The following is a 17,742-nucleotide window of genomic DNA, read 5'->3' as shown; positions in this document are numbered from 1 at the left end:
AAGAATCTACTCCGTTATGGGGTGATTTGATCCGGTAAGGCGACTCTACACGCCGCTGATAGCCGGAGTAACGCGGTCTCCGTGGCGGAGCGTCGCTCGACGCCGTTTCGGGTCGCCCCACCTGACGGTATGGAAGTATTATCGCTCTGCGCGCAGAAATATGGTCGTATACTGACATGCGTACCGAATGACTACGAGTACGAGGTCGGAACACTCGGCCTCCTGTCTGACAGACGCCCGCACTCCACGGGCGTCCCTCCGATTACGAGCGGCTCGGAATTGCTACGGGTATATCGTCCTCGGGAGCACAGCGTGAGGTATGGCGACAATCGCCGCGGACACGATCCGCGAGGAGGCGAGGGTGCTCGCGTTCGACCTCTGGGATACACTGCTGGACCGCGAGTCGACTCTCGTCCCCGCGCTCGGGGACCTGCTCGACGCACACGGGAGCGAGTACGACCCCGATATCCTCCTGCGGCGATACCTGGCGATGCACTTTCGGGACTCGATGATCGACTCGCTGATCCCCGGTCCCCACACCCCGTTCAAGGAGATCAGCCGGCGCGCGCTCGCCTACCGCCTCGAGCAACTCGGACTGGACGTACCCGACGAGGCGGTACGGGCGGTTATCCGTCAGTGGAAGGAGCTTCGGCCGTATCCCGACGTCGACGACGCGCTGGCGCGCCTGGGCGAGGACTATCGCTTAGTAGGGCTCTCGAACGGGGACCCCGACATGCTCGAAGCGGTCCGCCCGAACTTCGGGACCGAGCTGGACGGGGTGATCTCGGTCGCGGAGGCCGGCGCGTACAAACCCCACCGGGCGTCGTACGACCTGTGTTGCGAGCGCTTCGACGTCGCCCCACACGAGGTGGTGTTCGTGACGGCCCACACGTTCGATCTGGTGGGCGCGAAGGCAGTCGGCATGCGCGGGGCCTTCCTCAACCGCCATGAGAACCCATACGGGGGCTGGATCCACCGGCCGGATCTGGTCGTCGAGGACACGGCGGCGCTCGCCGAGGTGCTGTGTTGAGTAGTGGGCGACGGCGAGGCGAAGGGGCTACGTAGGCGCGGGTACTCGAAAGCGGTATCGGCGAGCGATGGAACACGACATGGACGACCACACGGGGGAGGGACTCCCCATCAACCGGAGAGGCCTGCTCCGCCTCGGGGGCGCGGGACTGGGTCTCGGACTGGCTGGCTGTACGGATCGCGGGGCCGACGACGGGAGCGGCGGGAACGGATCGGGCACGGAGGACGACACGCGGCCCCGGATGGTCGTCGTCGAGGCCTCCGTCAGCGCGACGACGGTGACGACCGAGGAGACCCTCGAGGTGACGGCGACGGTCGAGAACCGGGGCGATAGCGAGGGGACCTTCAACGCGGAGCTCCGGATGGACGACGTGATCGTCCAGACGGAGTCGGTGACGGTTCCGGCCGGCGGGACCGAAACGGTGACGTTTTCGGGGGAGTTCGCCGAACCCGGCGAGTACGCGGTGAGCGTCAACGGCGAGTCCGCGGGGACCGTCGTGGTCGAACTCCCGCCCCCGAAGTTCGAGGTACGAGAGACCTCGATCGACCGGACGACTGTCCCCATCGGCGAGGGGATCGAGGTGACGGCGACGGTCGCGAACGTCGGCGGCCGGGCGGGGACGTTCGGCGCCGAGCTCCGGGTCGACGGCCTGAGCGTCGCGACCCGGGAGGTCCGCGTCGAGGCCGGAGCCGAGGAGAGCGTCACGCTGACCCACACCTTCACCGGCCCCGGCGAGTACGCGGTGGGCGTCAACGGGGTGGCGGTCGATACGGTGCGGGTCGCGCCGCCGGCGGCCTTCGAGATCACCGCCACCGCGGTCGACCGGCGGCTGATCGCGGTCGGCGAGGGAATCGAGGTGACGGCGACGGTGACGAACGTCGGCAACCTCGCGGGGACGACCACGGTTGAACTCGAACGCGACGGGGCGGTGATCGGGAGCCGCGAGGAGACGCTCGCGCCCGCGGAGACGGTGACGGTGCACTTCCGGGCCGAGTTCGCGGAGCCGGGGGCCTACGAACTGAACGTCGCCAGTACGGGCGGGCCGACAGCCAGCGAGAGCGGCGTCGGAACCGTCTACGTCCGAGAGTGTTCGATCGCCGTCTCGGAGACGGTCACAGTCGAGAGCCGCTCTTCACAGGAGTACGCGTTCGACCTGAAGGAGAACGTCGACGTCACGATCGCGGCGACCACGCGCGAGGGTGTCGAGCCGACCCTCACCGTCGTCGGTCCTTCGGGCGATCCCTTGATCGAGGGGACGACCGACGGCGAGATACGGGGGACGGTCACGACACGCGAGGCGGGTCGTCACGAGATCCGACTGGAAAACGGCGCCTTCCTCCCGTGGCAGTCCGGGACGTGGGCCGTCGAGATCGAGACCTGTACGTGGTGATCGATCGAACCCGACGCGACGGCCGCGACAGCAGGGACCACGTTTTAGCCCACTCACGCCCTCTCCCTCGCGATGGGAGATCCGATACAGACACTGGGTGACGTCGACCCGCAGGATCGCGTTCGGGTGACGCTCCTGAACGGCGAGCAACTCGACGGGACGGCACAGCCCGTCGAATTCGATCCGGACCGGCGCGTACGGATCGAACTCCGGAGTGGGGACGTGGATCACGCGATCCGCTACGACGTCCGGGCGGAGTACCGGGACGGCGACTGGGAGACGCCCGTCGCACGACGGTACGACGTCGAACACGAGGAGGGAGACTGGGTGACGATGGGAGACGTTCGGGAGGCGACGGTTCTCGAACGATCGTCGGACCGGGAGGACCGATCCGGCGAACGGCTGTAGAAGGCCGACGGGAAACTGAAGCTAAGGCTGATGTGGGCTGGCGTACCGGCTCACTCGATGTCCATCGCTTCGATCTGTTCCTGATAGCGGTTCCGGATGGTGACTTCCGTGACCTGTGCGACGTCGGCGACCTCGCGTTGGGTCTTCTTCTCGTTACAGAGCAACGCGGCGGCGTAAATGGCCGCGGCGGCGAACCCCGTGGGGGACTTGCCCGAGAGCAGTCCCTTCTCGGCGGTCGTGTCGATGATCTCGTTGGTCTTTGCCTGGACCTCCTCGTTCAGATCGAGTTCGGAGCAAAAGCGGGGAACGTACTTCTTGGGATCGACCGGCCGCATCTCGAGGCCGAGTTCCTGGGAGATATACCGATAGGTCCGGCCGATCTCCTTTCGCTCGACACGCGAGACCTCGGCGACCTCTGAGAGGCTCCGCGGGATACCCTCCTGGCGACAGGCGGCGTAGAGACAGCCCGTTGCGACGCCCTCGATCGAGCGTCCGCGGATGAGGTCTTCCTTGAGCGCGCGCCGGTAGATCACGCTCGCGACCTCCCGGACTGAGCGGGGGACGCCCAGCGCGCTGGCCATGCGGTCGATCTCGCTGAGTGCGAACTGGAGATTGCGCTCGCCGGCGTCCTTCGTCCGGATGCGCTCTTGCCATTTGCGCAACCGGTGCATCTGACTGCGTTTTTCGGCCGACAGCGAGCGCCCGTAGGCGTCCTTGTTCTTCCAGTCGATCTGCGTGGTCAGCCCCTTGTCGTGCATCGTCTGGGTCGTCGGCGCGCCCACCCGGGACTTGCTCTGGCGCTCCGAGTGGTTGAACGCCCGCCACTCGGGACCGCGATCGATGTTCGCCTCCTCGACGATCAGCCCGCAGTCCTCACAGACGAGCTCGCCCTGATCGTCGCTCTTGACGAGGCTCTCCGAGCCACACTCCGAACACACCCGCTCGTTCGATCGCTGGGTCGACTGTTCCGATTCGGTCTCGCGGTCGGACTGGCGGATGGTGTTTTTCACTATATGTTGATATAATTGTGCAGACGCTTAACCCCTTGCCTCCGACTCGATCGGTGATCGGGGCCGTGACCGCCCTCGCGGTCCCCCGTCAGTAGAAGACGCCCTGTCGGTTTCGCTTGAGCCGCGGCGGTTTGAGATGGCTGAGAACGTCGGCAGATATGGCGCGACGAACTCGATCGGCGAACGGCTCCCGGTCATCGAGACAGACCAGCCCCGATTCGGGGTCGAACTCGATCGCGTCACAGCCGGCCAGCGCCGGAACGTCCCGATTTCGAAGCGCACTCTCGACGTCGCGTGGCGCGAGGCCGACGCGCGGCCCGACGTATTCGCTTACCTCCGCGATCGTCGCCGGGTAGGTACACGTCCGCAGGTACCGAAGCGCGTACCACCGACGGGTGTTCTCGCGGGGTCCGACGGACTCCTGACTCACGTCCGCGCCGGGAACCGGTGTCGTCATACGTAGTGATAGACGCCCTCACATACGTAGACCGGCCCCCGGTTATGCAGGCTCATTATATGGTATCGGATATGGACGGATCTCGGCGTTTCACCGGATCAGGGGCCGCGATCCGCGCGGAGTCGCCGCGTGTGCAACCGGACGAGCGCCGCGAGCGCACCCGCCGCGAGCGCGGGCCACCGGTCCGTGCTGAGATAGAGCCCCGGGGTGGGTGGATGGTACCCGGTCAGGGGCCAGAAGAGGGCATAGGAGTAGCCCGAGGGGTTGATCAACAGCGCGTCGAGCAGGAGATGGGACGTGGCACCCAGCGCCAGCAGCGAGAAGACGCGCGTTCGGTATCTCGACGGGACGAGCACCGCCCCGATCAGCACGGAGACGAGCGACCCGCCGAGGGTGTGCAGGGCGAACCAGTCGAACGGAACCCCCAAAACGGATTCGACACGGTGGCTGGGCACCACGAGTTTGATCTTCGTCAGGTCAGGGATCATCGCCCCCATCATCCCCACCGTCACGAAGGAAGGGGTGAGCCACTCGATGCGCCACGAGGCCACCGTGAGGACGACGTACAGCACAAGCGCGTGGGTGAGCAGGTCAGGCATCGTGGTCCTCCCGCGGCGTGAAACGCAACCTCGGGCGATCGAAGCGCCACCCGCGCAGGAACCGGACGAGCACCCAGACGCCGGCGACGAAGGAGACCGCCCACGCGTAGTAGGTCTCCCACGACGAGACGACGACCGTCTCGTGGGCGACGACGGTTCGACCGGGCTGAACGGTACCGAAGACCCGGAGTTCTTGCCCCACTGCGACCGACCCCTCGATGTCCAGAACCGTCAACACGAGCGGCCGGTCGGTGTCGGTCTCGACCTCGATGGCGACGGGGTCGGTTCCGACGACGGTGCCGCTCACCTCGACGGACTCGCCGTGATACGCGGCGAACTCCGCGGCCACCTCGGCCCCGTCGGGGTAGTGGTTGTTCGAGGGGGCGGGGCCCATCGTCCCCGCGAACACCAGCAACCCGGCCAGCGCACAGAGCAACACACAGAGCGCGAGGACCCTGTGCCGGGAACTCTCGATCATTGGCGAACCTCGGTTCGCGGGCGGTTAATACGTTCTCTCTCGCGATCACTCGACCCGACACCGGTCGATGGGGATCGGGCGCACCGCTATCCGTCGAACTCTCGCGACGACTCGCCCGATGCGTCGAGTTCTAGGGGCTCGCTATCCCAGTCGATCTCGAGACTGTGAGGCGAGAGGTACAGCGCGAGCGTCGTCGCCGAGACGAGGCCGCAGTAGGTGTCGTCGGTATTGACCACCGGGAGGTGCCTGACGCCCCGCTCGCGCATGAGGGTGGCGGCCGTCGTGATCGACGTCTCTGGCGTTACCGTGACGACGGGGGCGGACATGATGGAGTCGATACGGGAGGTCGAGGCGGTCTCGGCGACGTAAGCGACGAAATCGGACTCGGTAACGATTCCGGCGATGGCGTCGTCATCTAGGACGATCAGCGCGGAGACGCCCGGATCACGGAGAAGTTCGGCCGCCTCGACCACCGGCGTCGACGGGATGAGGGTGGGTACCGAGCGGGTCAGAACGGCTTCGACTGCGAGTTCGATCATGTGTGAGACTCACAATCAGTTCTTGTGAGTCTACCGTAGGGATGGATTATACGTCCTAGTAGGATTGAATCGCCGATCGGGTCGAACGCGATAGCGAAAGCCGGAGAGTCGACGGGGGTGTCGATCGGTTCGGTCGGGTTAGGTACTCGTTCGCAGGCGCTCAGTCGGCCCCTGCGAGCGCTTCGGCGCCCTCCTGCAGGCGTTTTTCGGCCTCGTCGCGGTCCTCGGGGTAGCCGACGTCGATCCGCCAGCCGTCGAGGCCAATGGCGTCGATCGTTCTCCCGGAGCGAATCAGCAGGTCGATCGCCTCGCTGATCTCGTACTCCCCCCGATTCGAGGGTTGGACGAGTTGGCAGGCGTGGAAGATCGCCGGCGAAAAAGTGTAAAAGCCGGTCATCACCAGATTGGTCGGCGGGTCGTCGGGCTTCTCGATGACCTCGGTGATCTCGCCGTAGTGGTTCGTATCACAGACCCCATACCGGCCCGCCTCCTCGTAGGGCACCTCCTCGACGAGGAACGCAGCGTCGGCCCGTTCCTCGCGCTGACGACGGACCACGTCCGCGAGGTTCGCGTTGAAGACGTTGTCCCCGAGCATCAGCATGAAGTCGTCGTCGACGTGCTCTTCGACACACAACAGCGCGTGGGCCAGCCCCTTCTGTTCGCGCTGGTGGGCGTACGTGATGGGGATGTCCCGATAGGAGTCGCCGAAGTGCTCGATGATGTGTTCTTTCATGTAGCCGACGACGACGACGAACTCCTCGGCACCCAACTCCGCCAGCCGGTCGAAACAGTGTGCGACCAGCGGCTTGCCGTCCACCTCGACCATCGCCTTCGGCTTGTCCTCGGTGAGCGGTCGCAATCGCGTCCCCTTCCCTGCGGCGAGTACAACGGCTTTCATCGTATTGACAGACGGACTTGTAGTTTTAAATAATTTGTGACTTCGTAGATTCTACGATTTCTTTTAATGGTTAATTGACAGTCGAGCGGTCTCACGGCTCGAAACGGGGCAACAGGGAGCGGTCCAGTCGACCGCCGGGGTTTACTCCCAGTTGTACAGTGCGTCCCGGAAGATGGCCTCGACGTCGTCCTTCTCGACGGGTCGGGGGTTACACCGCAGCAGGCGCTGTTGGGTCTCGACGGTCTGGGAGGCGAGCCAGCCGATATCGTCCTCGTCGATCCCCGCGAGTTCGGCCAAGCCACTCGGAAGGACGTTCAGGTCGCGCTGGAGCTGAATGTACTCGTCCTTGAGCGCGTCCGCGGCCTCGCGGGTGTTCAGTCCCGTCGTGTCGACACCGAACAGCTCGGCGAGGTCGGCGAAGCGCTCGGGGTCGCTCGCGGCGTTGTACCCGAGGGTACTCGCCGGGGTGAGGACGGCGATGGTCTCGCCGTGATAGGTGTGATAGCGGTTTCCGACGGGATAGGCCATCGCGTGACAGAGGCTCGCGCCGGCGGTCAGCCCGGAGATCGCGCCCATCAACGCCCCTTGGAGCATGTTCTCGCGGGCCTCGAGGTCGTCGCCGTTGTGGACCGCCCGGCGAACGTTAGAAGAGAGCAGATCGATCGCCTTCTCGCTGAACATCTCGGTGACGGGGGTGCGCCCGGCGTAGACGGGGCGGCTCGCGGGGTCCTCGGCGCGCAGCAGGCTGTCGTAGGAGTGGGTGGTGTAGCCCTCGATGGCGTGGCCGAGCGCGTCCATCGCGGTTTTGGCCGTCTGCTCGGGGGGAAGCGTCGTCGTCAGCGTCGGGTCAAGGACGGCGGCGTCCGCCCGGATGTGGTCGCTCGAGATCCCCTCCTTGATCTCCTGTTCCTCCACCGAGAGGATCGCCACCGGTGAGATCTCTGCACCCGTGCCCGCCGTGGTCGGCATCAGCACCAGCGGCGGCCCGGATTCGGTGATCGACTGGCCCTCCCCCGTGGGCTGGGCGACGTAATCGAGGGGCTGGCCGCCGTTGGCGATCACCGCGCGGGTGGTCTTGGCGGTGTCGATGCAACTGCCGCCGCCGAGGCCGACGTAGAAGTCGTAGCCCGACTCCCCCTGTTCGTCCCGAACGAACGAGATGCAGTCCTCGACGGCCTCGATCGAGGGTTCGCGCTCGACGCCGTCGTAGACGTCGACCTCGTACTCGCCGAGTTGCTCGCGTACGCGGTCGGCATGACCCAGCTCGAGGAGGTTCTCGTCGGTGACGAGCAATCCACGGGAGCCGGGGTCGACACCCAGATCCTCGAACTGGAAGTCGAGCTCCTCGACGGCGTTCCGTCCGAATCGGATCCGGGGCATCTCGAGTTCCCAGACCGTCTCGGGGGTCTGTGCGTGCTCGGGCGCGGAGACTGAACGATTATAGCCCACTCAGGACCACCCCGAGAGCGCCTCGTACTGGTCGGGATCGTGCCCGTAGACGACCGTCGCGTCGTACTGGCGCTGTAAGTCCTTGATCCGCTGGAGGGTCTCGAACCAGTGGCGTTTGCTCCAGAGGAGGCCCGCTCCGAGGGGCATCTCCTCCTCGTAGTTCTCGGCCTGATAGATCTCGTCGCCCGTGAAGACGAGGGTCTCGTCCTCGAGGTGGATCATCGTCCCGGTCAGGCCGGGCGTGTGACCCGGGAACCGAATGAATTCGACGTCCTCGAAGTGGGTCTCGCGGTCGCGATGGAGCACCTCCCAGTTGAGGTCGTGATCGAAGTCCTCCAGGATGTAGGCCGCACTTCCCTCGTCGGTCTTCGCGCTGTAGTAGGCGAACTTGATCTCCTCCTCGTGGACGAACACGGGGACGTCGGTCCCGTCGAAGTGGTGTAGCCCCCCGGCATGGTCCAGATGGAGGTGGGTCTGGAAGACGTAGTCGATGTCGTCGAGGCCGTAGCCCGCTGTCTCGAGGTCCCCCTCGAGGGTGTGCTCGTCGGCGTCGTGGGGGTAGAAGGCCTGTTTCAGCCCCTCGGGCCAGTGGCCGTCGAGAGCGTCCTCGTGGTTGCCGGTGTCCCAGAGGATCGTCCCCTCGGGGTGGTCGATCACGAGGTTGTAGACCGGGATTTCGGCGTACTCCGTCTCGGGGTTCGGCTCGTCGTACGTTCCGAGCGTGTTCCCCTCGATCATGTAGTTCAGATCGCACAAGAGGCCGCCCCGATCGATCACATCCACGGTCGCAGTAACCATACCGAACGATCGGGTAGAAGCCGGATCAATTTACTCATACCTCGGATTCGGAACACGTTTCGGGAGGGCGTGCGGACGACCGATTCGATATACAGTCCGATAATCGGAAAAATAGTGAGTAAAACACTTATTTTTTAACGTCGTAGGACGTAATAGATTCATGGGTGACAGGATATCAGCGCCGGTCGACGTCCTGTGTGTCGACGACGAGCCCGACGGCGCTGATCTCACGGCGATACGCCTCGAACGGATCGACGAGCGGTTCTCGGTCGAGACGGCGACGAGCGCGCGGGCCGGGCTCGCGTACATCGAGGAAAACACCGTCGACTGCGTCGTCAGCGACTACAAGATGCCGGACATAGACGGGCTCGCGTTCTTCGAACGGGTACGCGAGAAGTACCCCCGGCTCCCGTTCGTCCTGTTTACCGGTCGGGGCTCCGCGGCCGTCGCCGACGACGCCAGATCCAGAGGCGTGACCGACTACCTCGAGAAGGACGCGGACGACCGCTACGAGGTGCTCGCGGATCAGATCCGGAACGCGGTCGAAAAGCGCCGCCGCGAGATCCCACCGAACGGACACGGCCAGTAACGCCGGTTAGTTCGACGCTTGGTCCTCGGTGAGGATGTCGCGCTCGATGAGTTTCGAGACGCTGCGCCGGATCCGTTGGGAGAGCGCGCTGTCGCTGATGTCCAACTCCTCGGCGAGGTCCGCCTGGCTGATGTCGCGCGGGATCCGGAAGTAGCCCCGCCGATACGCCGTCAGAAGCGTCTCGCGCTGGATAGGCGACATCGGTGCGACGTCGTCGAGCGGCGGGTGATAGATGCGCCGGAGCGTAACCGGAATCCCCTTCTCCGTGAGTGCGACGTTGAACGTCGAGAGGTCCTCGTGGGCCGAGAAACGGAGCCGGAAGTCCCAACTCTCGGCGGTGCCGCGGGCGTCCAGAACGGTCGCGTGCGTGTTCAACAGCGCCTCGGCAAGTCCGTCGGCGGCGGGTGACCAGTGGACCTCGAAGAGCGTCTCGGTCCCGGCCGTCGTGAGGACGTCGACGGATTTGACCTGGGAGTGCTCGCGAAGCGAGGACTCGACGGTCGCCGGGTCGCTCCCCTCGACCCAGAGGAACGGCATGATGGTCTCTCGAAGCGGAACGACGCGTTCGAGTTCCATCGTGGCGTCCGGAAACGACTGCAACACGCGTCCGAGTGGGAACGTCGTCGAGGGGAGCGTTATGTCCGCGATGATGGTCATCGGTATGTGCTAGGGGGGCCGTCCGCCTTGCCGAGAGCGTGCAGTGATCAGTGCTGGATACGTCGATATCGAGCGGCCCCAGCAAAAAGGCTCCGTCCCGGTTCGGTATCGAAGGCCCGAATCGACGAACGGCCGGAATCGACCTTCGACATCGAACCGCTTCGATCCGAAAACCCGGAACGAGGTTGAAGGCAACGGTTCTCCCCGGATCAGACATGTTGTTCTACAGATGGGTAGAACGGCTGTCATCAGGGAAACAGGGGGGAGGAACGCTATCGACGGGGCGAGTGACGAAATCGCTGACATCGGGTTATGCTCGATAAATAGTGATAAATACGGGTCCAGCGCGGTCGGCGGTAGCGAAACCGCACTCGACGGCCGGGTGGGTCGGCGATGAACGGGGTCTGTTCCGCCTGTTCGGCGGACTCGCTGGCCGAAGAGCAGGTCGTCGAACACGGTTGTGGACTGATGGACGCCCGCTCGGCGTTCGCCGAGGGCTGTCCGAAGTGTAACGGATCGACCGCCGAGGAGACCTTCGAGGCCGTCGAGACGATCACCCGATGTCGCGAGTGTGGCCACTGGCAGGCGCCGCCGACGAACGCGACCGGGGCGATCTCACGACCGGCGAGCGTCTCGTTCCCCGAGCTTCCCGAGTTGGGCCAGTCGCTGACGTGGCTGCCCTCGCGGCTCGTCCCGAAATCGGAGCGCCGACAGCAGCTCCTCTCGTCGGCGATCGTCGTGATGGTACTGGTGTCGGGGATCACCGGCGCGCTCGTGGCGTCGCCGCTGCTCGAGGCGACCCCGACGGACGCCGCGGCCACCGATCCGACCTGGGAGGAGTACGACTCGATCGCGATCTTCAGGAACGACGACATCCAGCCGTGGTACGAGACCGAGACGATGCGGTCGGTCAATCAGGTGTTCATCGAGGAGGACGTGCCGGTCACGCTGGGGGTGATCCCGAACGCCGCCGGGGAGTTGCCGTTGACCAGCGACGAGGCGACCTGTGAGTACCTCGGGTCACTCCAGAACGACCACCCCGGACAGTTCGAGATGGCGCTCCACGGCTATACGCACCAGCCCGAAACCGACTTCTACGACGGCAGCGAGTTCGGTGGCCTGTCCGACGCGGAGCAGGCCGATCGGCTCGCCGAGGGCCATCGACTCCTGAGTCAGTGTGTCGAGCCCTCGAACACGTTCGTCCCGCCGATGAACACGTACGACGACGGGACGGTTCGTGCGGTCGCGGAGAGCGACTATACGACGATCTCGGGCGGGCAGTGGTTCACCGACGAGTACTACGACCGGGACGGCATGGGCAACGGGACGACGGAGTTCGAGACCGACGGGGTCCACCACGTCCCCGAGACACAGCCCTTCGAAGACTGGGACGCCTACGAGGGCGGTGAGGTCCCGTTCCACGACACCGAGACGCTGACGGACGCCTTCGACGAGAGCCACGCGGAAAACGGGGTGTACGTCCAGATGATCCACTACCAGTACTTCACGAGCGAGGAGCGCTTGGACCAGCTTCGAGAGGTGATCCGGCACATGAAATCGACGGATGACGTCGGGTTCATGACGGTCGGGCAGTTCAGCGCCGGGCTCGAGAACGGCACCATCGAGCGCACCGAGGACGGCTGGCGCGTCCTCGAGCCGATCGAACACACGTCGACCCAAAAATCGGCCTCGCTCGGCCTCGAACCGACCGACGCGGAGCGCGAGGCCGAGCCGGAGAACGGGCGATGAGGCGGGCACCCGACTCCTTCGGGACAGTTCTACGGGCGCTCGGGAGCGTCGACTGGCGGGTGATCCTCCTGTTCGTCTCCGCGCTGGTTCCGTTCTGGCTGCTCATCGACGTGATGAACGACGGGACGATCTACGCGGTCGCCCTGCTCGGCGGGATCCTCGTCACCTACATCGGCTGGTCGTACTACGTCGTCGAGTACAAGCCGCGCTATCAGGACCTGCTGGCCACGCGCGCGCTCGTCGTGGTCCTGTTGGGATACGCGGTGACGATCGTCGCCCTCGAGTGGGTCGCGCCGTCGCCGCTGGCGTTCGTCCATCTGGGCGCGATCGCGCTGATCTTCTTTTACTACTGGTTCATCGCGCTCGTCGCGGTGTATCACGACCTGATCGGGCATACGACCACGGGACTCCCCGAGGAGTACCCCTCGATCAGCGTCCTCGTGCCCGCCTACAACGAGGCGGGCTACGTCGGACGGACGATTCAGGCGCTGTTGAACGCCGACTACCCCCGCGAGAAATTCGAGATCATCGTCGTCGACGACGGCAGCACCGACGGGACCCTCGCGGAGGCGAAATCGTTCGCCTCGGAGGTCGTCACCGTCGTCAGCAAGCGAAACGGCGGGAAGTACTCCGCGCTGAACTACGGGCTGCTCTTCGCGGAAAGCGACATCATCGTCACGGTCGACGCCGACAGCATCGTCGGGAGCGACGCCCTGAAACGGATCGTCGCGCCCTTCGAAAAGCGCGAGAACGTCGGTGCGGTCGCGAGCAACGTCACGATCTGGAACCGCGACTCGCTGGTGACCCGGTGTCAGCAACTCGAGTACACCATCGGGGTGAACATCTATCGGCGGATGCTCGATTACTTCGGGATCGTACTGGTGGTGCCGGGCTGTCTGGGTGCCTACCGCCGCGAGGCCCTCGAGGACGTCTTCGCGTACGATCCCGAGACGCTGACCGAGGATTTCGATCTGACGGTGAAGGTGCTCAAATCGGGTCGCCGCGTCATCGTCAGCGAGGCGCGTGTCTACACGGAAGCGCCCTCGACGTGGAAGGACCTCTACAAACAGCGCCTACGCTGGTATCGCGGGAACTACATGACGATGTTCAAACACTGGGATCTCGTGACCGACCCCTCCTACGGGCTGCTTCACCGGCTCGCGATCCCGTTCCGGCTGGTCGAGATGTTCTTCCTGCCGTTCGCGAGCTGGATCGTCCTCGGGTATATCGTCTGGCTGGTCGCCATCGGCTTTGCGGCCCAGGTGCTCGCGTTGCTCGTCTTCTTTACGAGCATCGTCTTCCTGATCGCCGCCCTCGGCGTCCAGATCGAGGGCGAGGATTGGAGCCTGCTGATCTACGCCCCGCTGCTCGTGATCGGCTACAAGCAGTTCCACGACCTGTTGAACCTCAAATGCTTGGTCGACGTCCTGCGCAAACAGGACCTCTCGTGGACGAACGCGACGCGGGTCGAACAGGGTACCGAACGGACAAACAGCGGCGTCCACGTTCGGGACCAGTCCTGAACGGGGTTCCGGCCCGTGCTTCGTGATCGGGCGGAGAAAACACCCGCACTGAACCCCCTCGATTCGAGTGGCCTACACATATATCCAAACCCTGATTACGACGAAGAATGACCGTGTGCACGATGAACATCGCAGTCGTCGGCAGCGGCTACGTCGGGACGACGCTCGCCGCCTGTTTCGCCGATCTGGGCCACGAGGTGACGGCCATCGACATCGACGAGGGGGTCGTCGACCGGCTCAACCGCGGCGAGGCGTCGATCCACGAACCCGGCCTCGACGAACTGATCGAGGAACACGCGGGCGATCGGCTCCGGGCGACGACCGACTACGACGCGATCCGCGACTGCGAGGTGACGTTCCTCGCGCTCCCGACGCCTTCCCGCGAGGACGGCAGCATCGACGCCTCGATCATCGAGGGAGGGGCACGCTCGGTGGGCGAGGCGCTGTCCGGTGGGGGCAACGACCACCTCGTCGTCGTCAAGAGTACGGTGATCCCCGGCACCACGGAGGGGACGCTGATCCCGGCGATCGAGGCGGGGTCGGGCGAGGCGGTCGGCGAGCGCATCCGGGTGGGGATGAACCCGGAGTTCCTCCGCGAGGGGAGCGCCGTCACCGACTTCCTCGAGCCCGAGAAGCTCGTCCTCGGTGCGGACGACGACTGGAGTCACGACCGTCTCGGGAGCGTTTTCGAGCCGTTGATCGAGCGGGCGGACCCCGCCGTCGTCGAGGCGACAGTGAGAGAAGCCGAGACCATCAAGTACGCGAACAACGCGTTTCTGGCGACGAAGATCAGCTTAATCAACGAACTGGGGAACATCTGCAAGGAGTTCGGAGTCGACGCCTACCGAATCGCCGACGCCATCGGGCTCGACGACCGGATCGGCGAGCGGTTCCTCCGTTCGGGGGTCGGGTGGGGCGGGTCGTGTTTTCCGAAGGACGTCGACGCGCTGCGGGCCGCCGCCCGCGAGGCGGGCTACGAACCCGAACTGCTCGACGCCGCCGTCGCGGTCAACGACCGCCAGCCGGAGCGACTGCTCGCGCTCCTCGAAGATCACGTCGACCTGACGGGGGCGCGGATCGCGGTGCTGGGACTCGCGTTCAAGCCCGGCACCGACGACGTCCGGAACTCGCGGGCGATCCCCGTCATCGAGGGGCTCGAGGAACGCGGCGCGACGGTCGTCGCCTACGACCCCGTCGCGCCCGCGCCCATGCGCGAGCACTTCCCCGGGATCGAGTACGCAGAGTCGGCCGCCGAGGCGCTCTCGGGCGCGGATGGCGCGCTCGTCGTGACCGACTGGGACGAGTTCGCCGCCCTCGACGAGGAGTTCGAGGGGATGGCCTCGCCGGTGGTGATCGACGGACGGCGCGTCGTCGAACCCCGGGAGGGGCTCACCTACGAGGGGCTGACCTGGTAGCCGTTCTCACCTGATCAGGCGGGGTCACGACGGCATCCGCCGGATCGTGTCTGTTCGAGGGGCGTCTGCAAGTAACGACCTCTTGGCAGTCGGCCGTCTATATCGAGCCGGTGGCCACAGTGAAATTCACGTGTACGGACTGTAAATGGACCGCGGTCAGCGCGGATGGCGATCCGAAGCCGCCCTCGAAACGAGCGATCAACCACCACGTCGACAGCGGCCATCACGTCCAACGAGTCGATATCGCCGTCCCCCTCCTGGCGCATGGGTCGCGGTTTCGGATCGAATAACGTCGCAAGAGGGATTCGAATGGCGAGTCGCGACAGTCCGACGACGAGGGCTATATCCGTCCGCGAACGGTATGGACCGTATGGCCACCATCGCCGAGATTCAGCTCCCGGTAGGCGAGTTCGCGCTCAGTCACACCCTCGAGACGCTTGAGGAGGTCAACTTCGAGATCGAGCGGATCGTCGCCCACGACCCGGATTCCGTCATGCCGTACGTCTGGGCGACGGGCGCCGATTCCGAGGAGTTGCTTTCGGTCCTCGAGGAGGATTCGAGCGTCTCCGAGATCGAGGTGATCGCCGAGCCGGGCGAGGAGTCGCTGTATCAGATGAACTGGATCGACTCCGTCGAGGCGCTCATCCACATCCTGACCGAGGAGGAGGGAACGATCCTCGCCGCCGAGGGCAGACAGCAGGGCTGGTTCATGCGGATCCTCTTTCCCGACCGGGAGGCCCTCTCGCAGACCTACGAGTTCTGCGAGGAGCACGACCTCTCGATGGACATCCAGCGCATCTACAACATCGATCAGGGCAAACAGGGCCGGTTCGGACTGACCGACGAACAGGAAGAGACCATCGCCGCGGCCTACGAACACGGCTACTACGACGTGCCGCGTGACGTCTCGCTGTCGGACTTCGCCGAGGAACTCGACATCTCCCATCAGGCACTCTCCGAACGACTCCGCCGTGGGCACAAGACGCTCGTCGAGAACACGGTGATCGTCGGGCGCGACGGCGAGGAGTAACCCGCGGGTTCGAATCCTCAGGAGAGCTGGGCGGCGATGTCGGTCGAGGAGACCATCCCGATGTAGTCGTCGTCGACGTCGACGACGGGGAAGTGATTGATACCGAGGCTGATCATCATCGCGGAGATCTCCTCTAGGAACAGGTCCGGCGGGACGGTCTCGACTTCGGTCGTCATCACGTCTTCGACCCGTACTTCGGTCGGGTCGTAGCCGTCGGCCGCGACGTCGAGGACGTCGGTACTCGTGACGATCGACGGTGGACTGGTCGTCACGACCAGCGAACTGATTCCGTGGTCACGCATCGTCGTTGCGGCCTCCGCGATCGTCGCCTCCCGCGAGATCGTCACGAGGGGTGTCGACATCACGTCCTCGACGCGGGTACCGTCGTTGAGAGCCATATCCGTGACAATTGCCCTCACGCTATTGGCTTTTTCGTCGACGGCGAGTATGCCCGTTCACGCCCGGGGTGTCGACTCGGGTCCGTCGACGATCTCGACGCGCTCGCGGAGCCACGCGACCGCCCTATCGACGGCATCGGGGTCCGATCCGGTCGCCTTCAGTCGGTTGGGGCCGTCGGTAGCGGGGTAGCTCGCGACCGTCGCCTCGAGTTCCCCGCGGGCGTCGGCGAGCACGCCGGTCATCGAACCCTCCGGTTGGGGCGTATACAGCGTCCGCGAGACGACCGCCCCACCGAACTCCGGGGCGACTTCCTCGAAGAGGGCCTTCATCTCGCTTGGCACCCCCGGGAAGGCGTAGACGTTCTCGACGACACAGCCCGGACAGAGCCCCACAGGGTTGATCAGCGCCCGACTGCCCGTGGGCAGGGCCGCCCACGCGTCGACGTCGATCTCGAGATCGTGGGCCGCGACCGTCTCGGGGTTGGCCTCCCGGTAGGCCGCGACGGTCTCGATGACGTCCTCGCGGACGGTCCCCTCGACGACGAGGTCGCGCTCGAAGGCGTCGGCGAGCGCGTCGGCGGTGACGTCGTCGGGGGTGCCGCCGAGCCCGCCAGTGACGATCACGGCGTCGAAGGTCTCGGCCCATTCGGAGACGGTCTCGGCGATGAGCGCCCGGTCGTCGGGGACGGTCAGGACCCGGGCGACCGTCGCGCCGCCCTCGCTTAGACGGCCGGCGAGCCACGTCCCGTTCGTGTTCGCGATGTCGCCCGCGAGCACCTCGTCGCCGACGGTAAGGATTGCGACCTGCATCGACGGAGGGGACACCGGCCGCGACCAAAAGAGTACGGCCGGCGGTTCGGGCGATGGAGCGTCGGGACCCGTCGTCGGTCGAACGGTTCGTGTCGTCGCGGACCCCGAACCTCCGTGTGCCGTCTCGGTCGTTCGTGTTCGCCCACGGAACGGGTTATTTTTCTATAGTTGTGTTCACCGAAATAATCTACCAGAAAGTCCACACGGATACGTGCCATCGGCTCCGATGCCGGCACCGGATTCGGTCGCCGGCCCCTATGGCCTCGCTTCAGCCCACCATATGGTGGTCGCCGTCTCCACTCACGATTCGGGCCGTCCCCTTTCACTGGGGAGGGAGGGTTCGGCCCGTTCGTGGCGCGACGCTCGGTGGTTCGGGAGCCTTCTGCTGACCGCCTCGATCCCGCGAGGGACGCCTGTCGGGTGACGGCCACCCGACGGTGAGTCAGCGACGACGCGATCCGAGCGGTAGCCGCGTGCCGAAGCGCTTTCCCGTGTCGACGGAGCGGACTCGAAGC

Annotated in this window: 19 protein-coding genes; 8 read left to right on the top strand and 11 right to left on the bottom strand. The window is 65.3% G+C overall.

Annotated features, from left to right (window positions below; all coding sequences use genetic code 11):
* The first annotated feature begins 319 nt into the window (after positions 1 to 319).
* The 3 genes from HAPAU_RS13920 (at position 320) to HAPAU_RS13910 (ending at position 2,828) form a co-directional block, all read left to right on the top strand.
* Positions 320 to 1,030 carry a haloacid dehalogenase type II gene (locus HAPAU_RS13920; protein WP_066383885.1) on the top strand — a complete coding sequence of 237 codons (711 nt, stop codon included), beginning with the start codon at positions 320 to 322 and terminating at the stop codon, positions 1,028 to 1,030.
* Positions 1,031 to 1,109: 79 nt separating this feature from the next.
* A complete protein-coding gene (locus HAPAU_RS13915) occupies positions 1,110 to 2,420 on the top strand; it encodes a COG1470 family protein (RefSeq protein WP_066383911.1) in 1,311 nt (436 codons plus the stop codon).
* 72 nt (positions 2,421 to 2,492) lie between these two features.
* Positions 2,493 to 2,828: a hypothetical protein gene (locus tag HAPAU_RS13910; RefSeq protein WP_066383881.1), complete on the top strand. Its 336-nt coding sequence runs from the start codon at positions 2,493 to 2,495 to the stop codon at positions 2,826 to 2,828.
* Between the two features lie 50 nt (positions 2,829 to 2,878).
* Here HAPAU_RS13910 and HAPAU_RS13905 read toward each other — a convergent pair whose 3' ends face one another.
* From HAPAU_RS13905 to HAPAU_RS13870, 8 genes are all read right to left on the bottom strand, one after another.
* Positions 2,879 to 3,826, bottom strand: a complete 948-nt coding sequence (locus HAPAU_RS13905; RefSeq protein ID WP_394327296.1) for a transcription initiation factor IIB — start codon at positions 3,824 to 3,826, stop codon at positions 2,879 to 2,881.
* Between the two features lie 100 nt (positions 3,827 to 3,926).
* Positions 3,927 to 4,295, bottom strand: a complete 369-nt coding sequence (locus HAPAU_RS13900; RefSeq protein WP_066383877.1) for a hypothetical protein — start codon at positions 4,293 to 4,295, stop codon at positions 3,927 to 3,929.
* 98 nt (positions 4,296 to 4,393) lie between these two features.
* Positions 4,394 to 4,894: a metal-dependent hydrolase gene (locus HAPAU_RS13895; RefSeq protein ID WP_066383876.1), complete on the bottom strand. Its 501-nt coding sequence runs from the start codon at positions 4,892 to 4,894 to the stop codon at positions 4,394 to 4,396.
* Positions 4,887 to 5,372 carry a hypothetical protein gene (locus HAPAU_RS13890; protein ID WP_066383875.1) on the bottom strand — a complete coding sequence of 162 codons (486 nt, stop codon included), beginning with the start codon at positions 5,370 to 5,372 and terminating at the stop codon, positions 4,887 to 4,889. The genes HAPAU_RS13895 and HAPAU_RS13890 overlap by 8 nt, the downstream gene beginning before the upstream one ends.
* Positions 5,373 to 5,458: 86 nt before the next feature.
* Entirely contained in the window at positions 5,459 to 5,911 is a 453-nt protein-coding gene (locus tag HAPAU_RS13885; protein ID WP_066383874.1) for a CBS domain-containing protein, read from the bottom strand.
* A 160-nt stretch (positions 5,912 to 6,071) separates the two neighbouring features.
* A complete protein-coding gene (aglF, locus tag HAPAU_RS13880; RefSeq protein ID WP_066383870.1) occupies positions 6,072 to 6,809 on the bottom strand; it encodes a UTP--glucose-1-phosphate uridylyltransferase AglF in 738 nt (245 codons plus the stop codon).
* Positions 6,810 to 6,950: 141 nt separating this feature from the next.
* Entirely contained in the window at positions 6,951 to 8,258 is a 1,308-nt protein-coding gene (locus HAPAU_RS13875; protein ID WP_066383868.1) for a hydroxyacid-oxoacid transhydrogenase, read from the bottom strand.
* Positions 8,259 to 9,056 carry an N-acyl homoserine lactonase family protein gene (locus HAPAU_RS13870; protein ID WP_066383866.1) on the bottom strand — a complete coding sequence of 266 codons (798 nt, stop codon included), beginning with the start codon at positions 9,054 to 9,056 and terminating at the stop codon, positions 8,259 to 8,261. It abuts the gene before it with no gap.
* A 160-nt stretch (positions 9,057 to 9,216) separates the two neighbouring features.
* Between HAPAU_RS13870 and HAPAU_RS13865 the strand changes: the two genes are divergently transcribed.
* The gene (locus HAPAU_RS13865) at positions 9,217 to 9,645 is read left to right on the top strand and encodes a response regulator (protein WP_066383864.1); all 429 of its coding nucleotides are present in this window, start codon (positions 9,217 to 9,219) and stop codon (positions 9,643 to 9,645) included.
* 6 nt (positions 9,646 to 9,651) lie between these two features.
* Here the strand turns inward: HAPAU_RS13865 and HAPAU_RS13860 are convergent, their stop codons facing one another.
* A complete protein-coding gene (locus HAPAU_RS13860; RefSeq protein ID WP_066383863.1) occupies positions 9,652 to 10,302 on the bottom strand; it encodes a helix-turn-helix domain-containing protein in 651 nt (216 codons plus the stop codon).
* A gap of 393 nt (positions 10,303 to 10,695) precedes the next feature.
* Here HAPAU_RS13860 and HAPAU_RS13855 point away from each other — a divergent pair, with 393 nt between their 5' ends.
* The 4 genes from HAPAU_RS13855 to HAPAU_RS13840 all read left to right on the top strand — a co-directional run bounded on the left by HAPAU_RS13855 (position 10,696) and on the right by HAPAU_RS13840 (position 16,019).
* Complete coding sequence (locus tag HAPAU_RS13855) at positions 10,696 to 12,051, top strand: DUF2334 domain-containing protein (protein ID WP_066383855.1); 1,356 nt, start codon at positions 10,696 to 10,698, stop codon at positions 12,049 to 12,051.
* Complete coding sequence (locus HAPAU_RS13850; RefSeq protein ID WP_066383852.1) at positions 12,048 to 13,574, top strand: glycosyltransferase; 1,527 nt, start codon at positions 12,048 to 12,050, stop codon at positions 13,572 to 13,574. The genes HAPAU_RS13855 and HAPAU_RS13850 overlap by 4 nt, the downstream gene beginning before the upstream one ends.
* A gap of 122 nt (positions 13,575 to 13,696) precedes the next feature.
* On the top strand, positions 13,697 to 14,989 hold the full coding sequence (gene aglM / locus HAPAU_RS13845; RefSeq protein ID WP_066383909.1) for a UDP-glucose 6-dehydrogenase AglM: 1,293 nt from the start codon (positions 13,697 to 13,699) through the stop codon (positions 14,987 to 14,989).
* A gap of 370 nt (positions 14,990 to 15,359) precedes the next feature.
* On the top strand, positions 15,360 to 16,019 hold the full coding sequence (locus tag HAPAU_RS13840) for a helix-turn-helix domain-containing protein (protein WP_066383850.1): 660 nt from the start codon (positions 15,360 to 15,362) through the stop codon (positions 16,017 to 16,019).
* A 17-nt stretch (positions 16,020 to 16,036) separates the two neighbouring features.
* Here HAPAU_RS13840 and HAPAU_RS13835 read toward each other — a convergent pair whose 3' ends face one another.
* Both HAPAU_RS13835 and HAPAU_RS13830 read right to left on the bottom strand, forming a co-directional pair.
* Positions 16,037 to 16,417 (bottom strand): CBS domain-containing protein, encoded by a 381-nt coding sequence (locus HAPAU_RS13835; RefSeq protein ID WP_245634122.1) that lies wholly within the window; start codon positions 16,415 to 16,417, stop codon positions 16,037 to 16,039.
* Positions 16,418 to 16,474: 57 nt separating this feature from the next.
* A complete protein-coding gene (locus HAPAU_RS13830) occupies positions 16,475 to 17,227 on the bottom strand; it encodes a competence/damage-inducible protein A (RefSeq protein ID WP_066383848.1) in 753 nt (250 codons plus the stop codon).
* Between the last annotated feature and the right edge of the window lie 515 nt (positions 17,228 to 17,742).

Source organism: Halalkalicoccus paucihalophilus, assembly GCF_001593955.1.
Lineage (GTDB): Archaea > Halobacteriota > Halobacteria > Halobacteriales > Halalkalicoccaceae > Halalkalicoccus > Halalkalicoccus paucihalophilus.
Note: the sequence above shows the minus strand (reverse complement) of the source record. Positions and strands in the feature narration are given on the sequence as shown.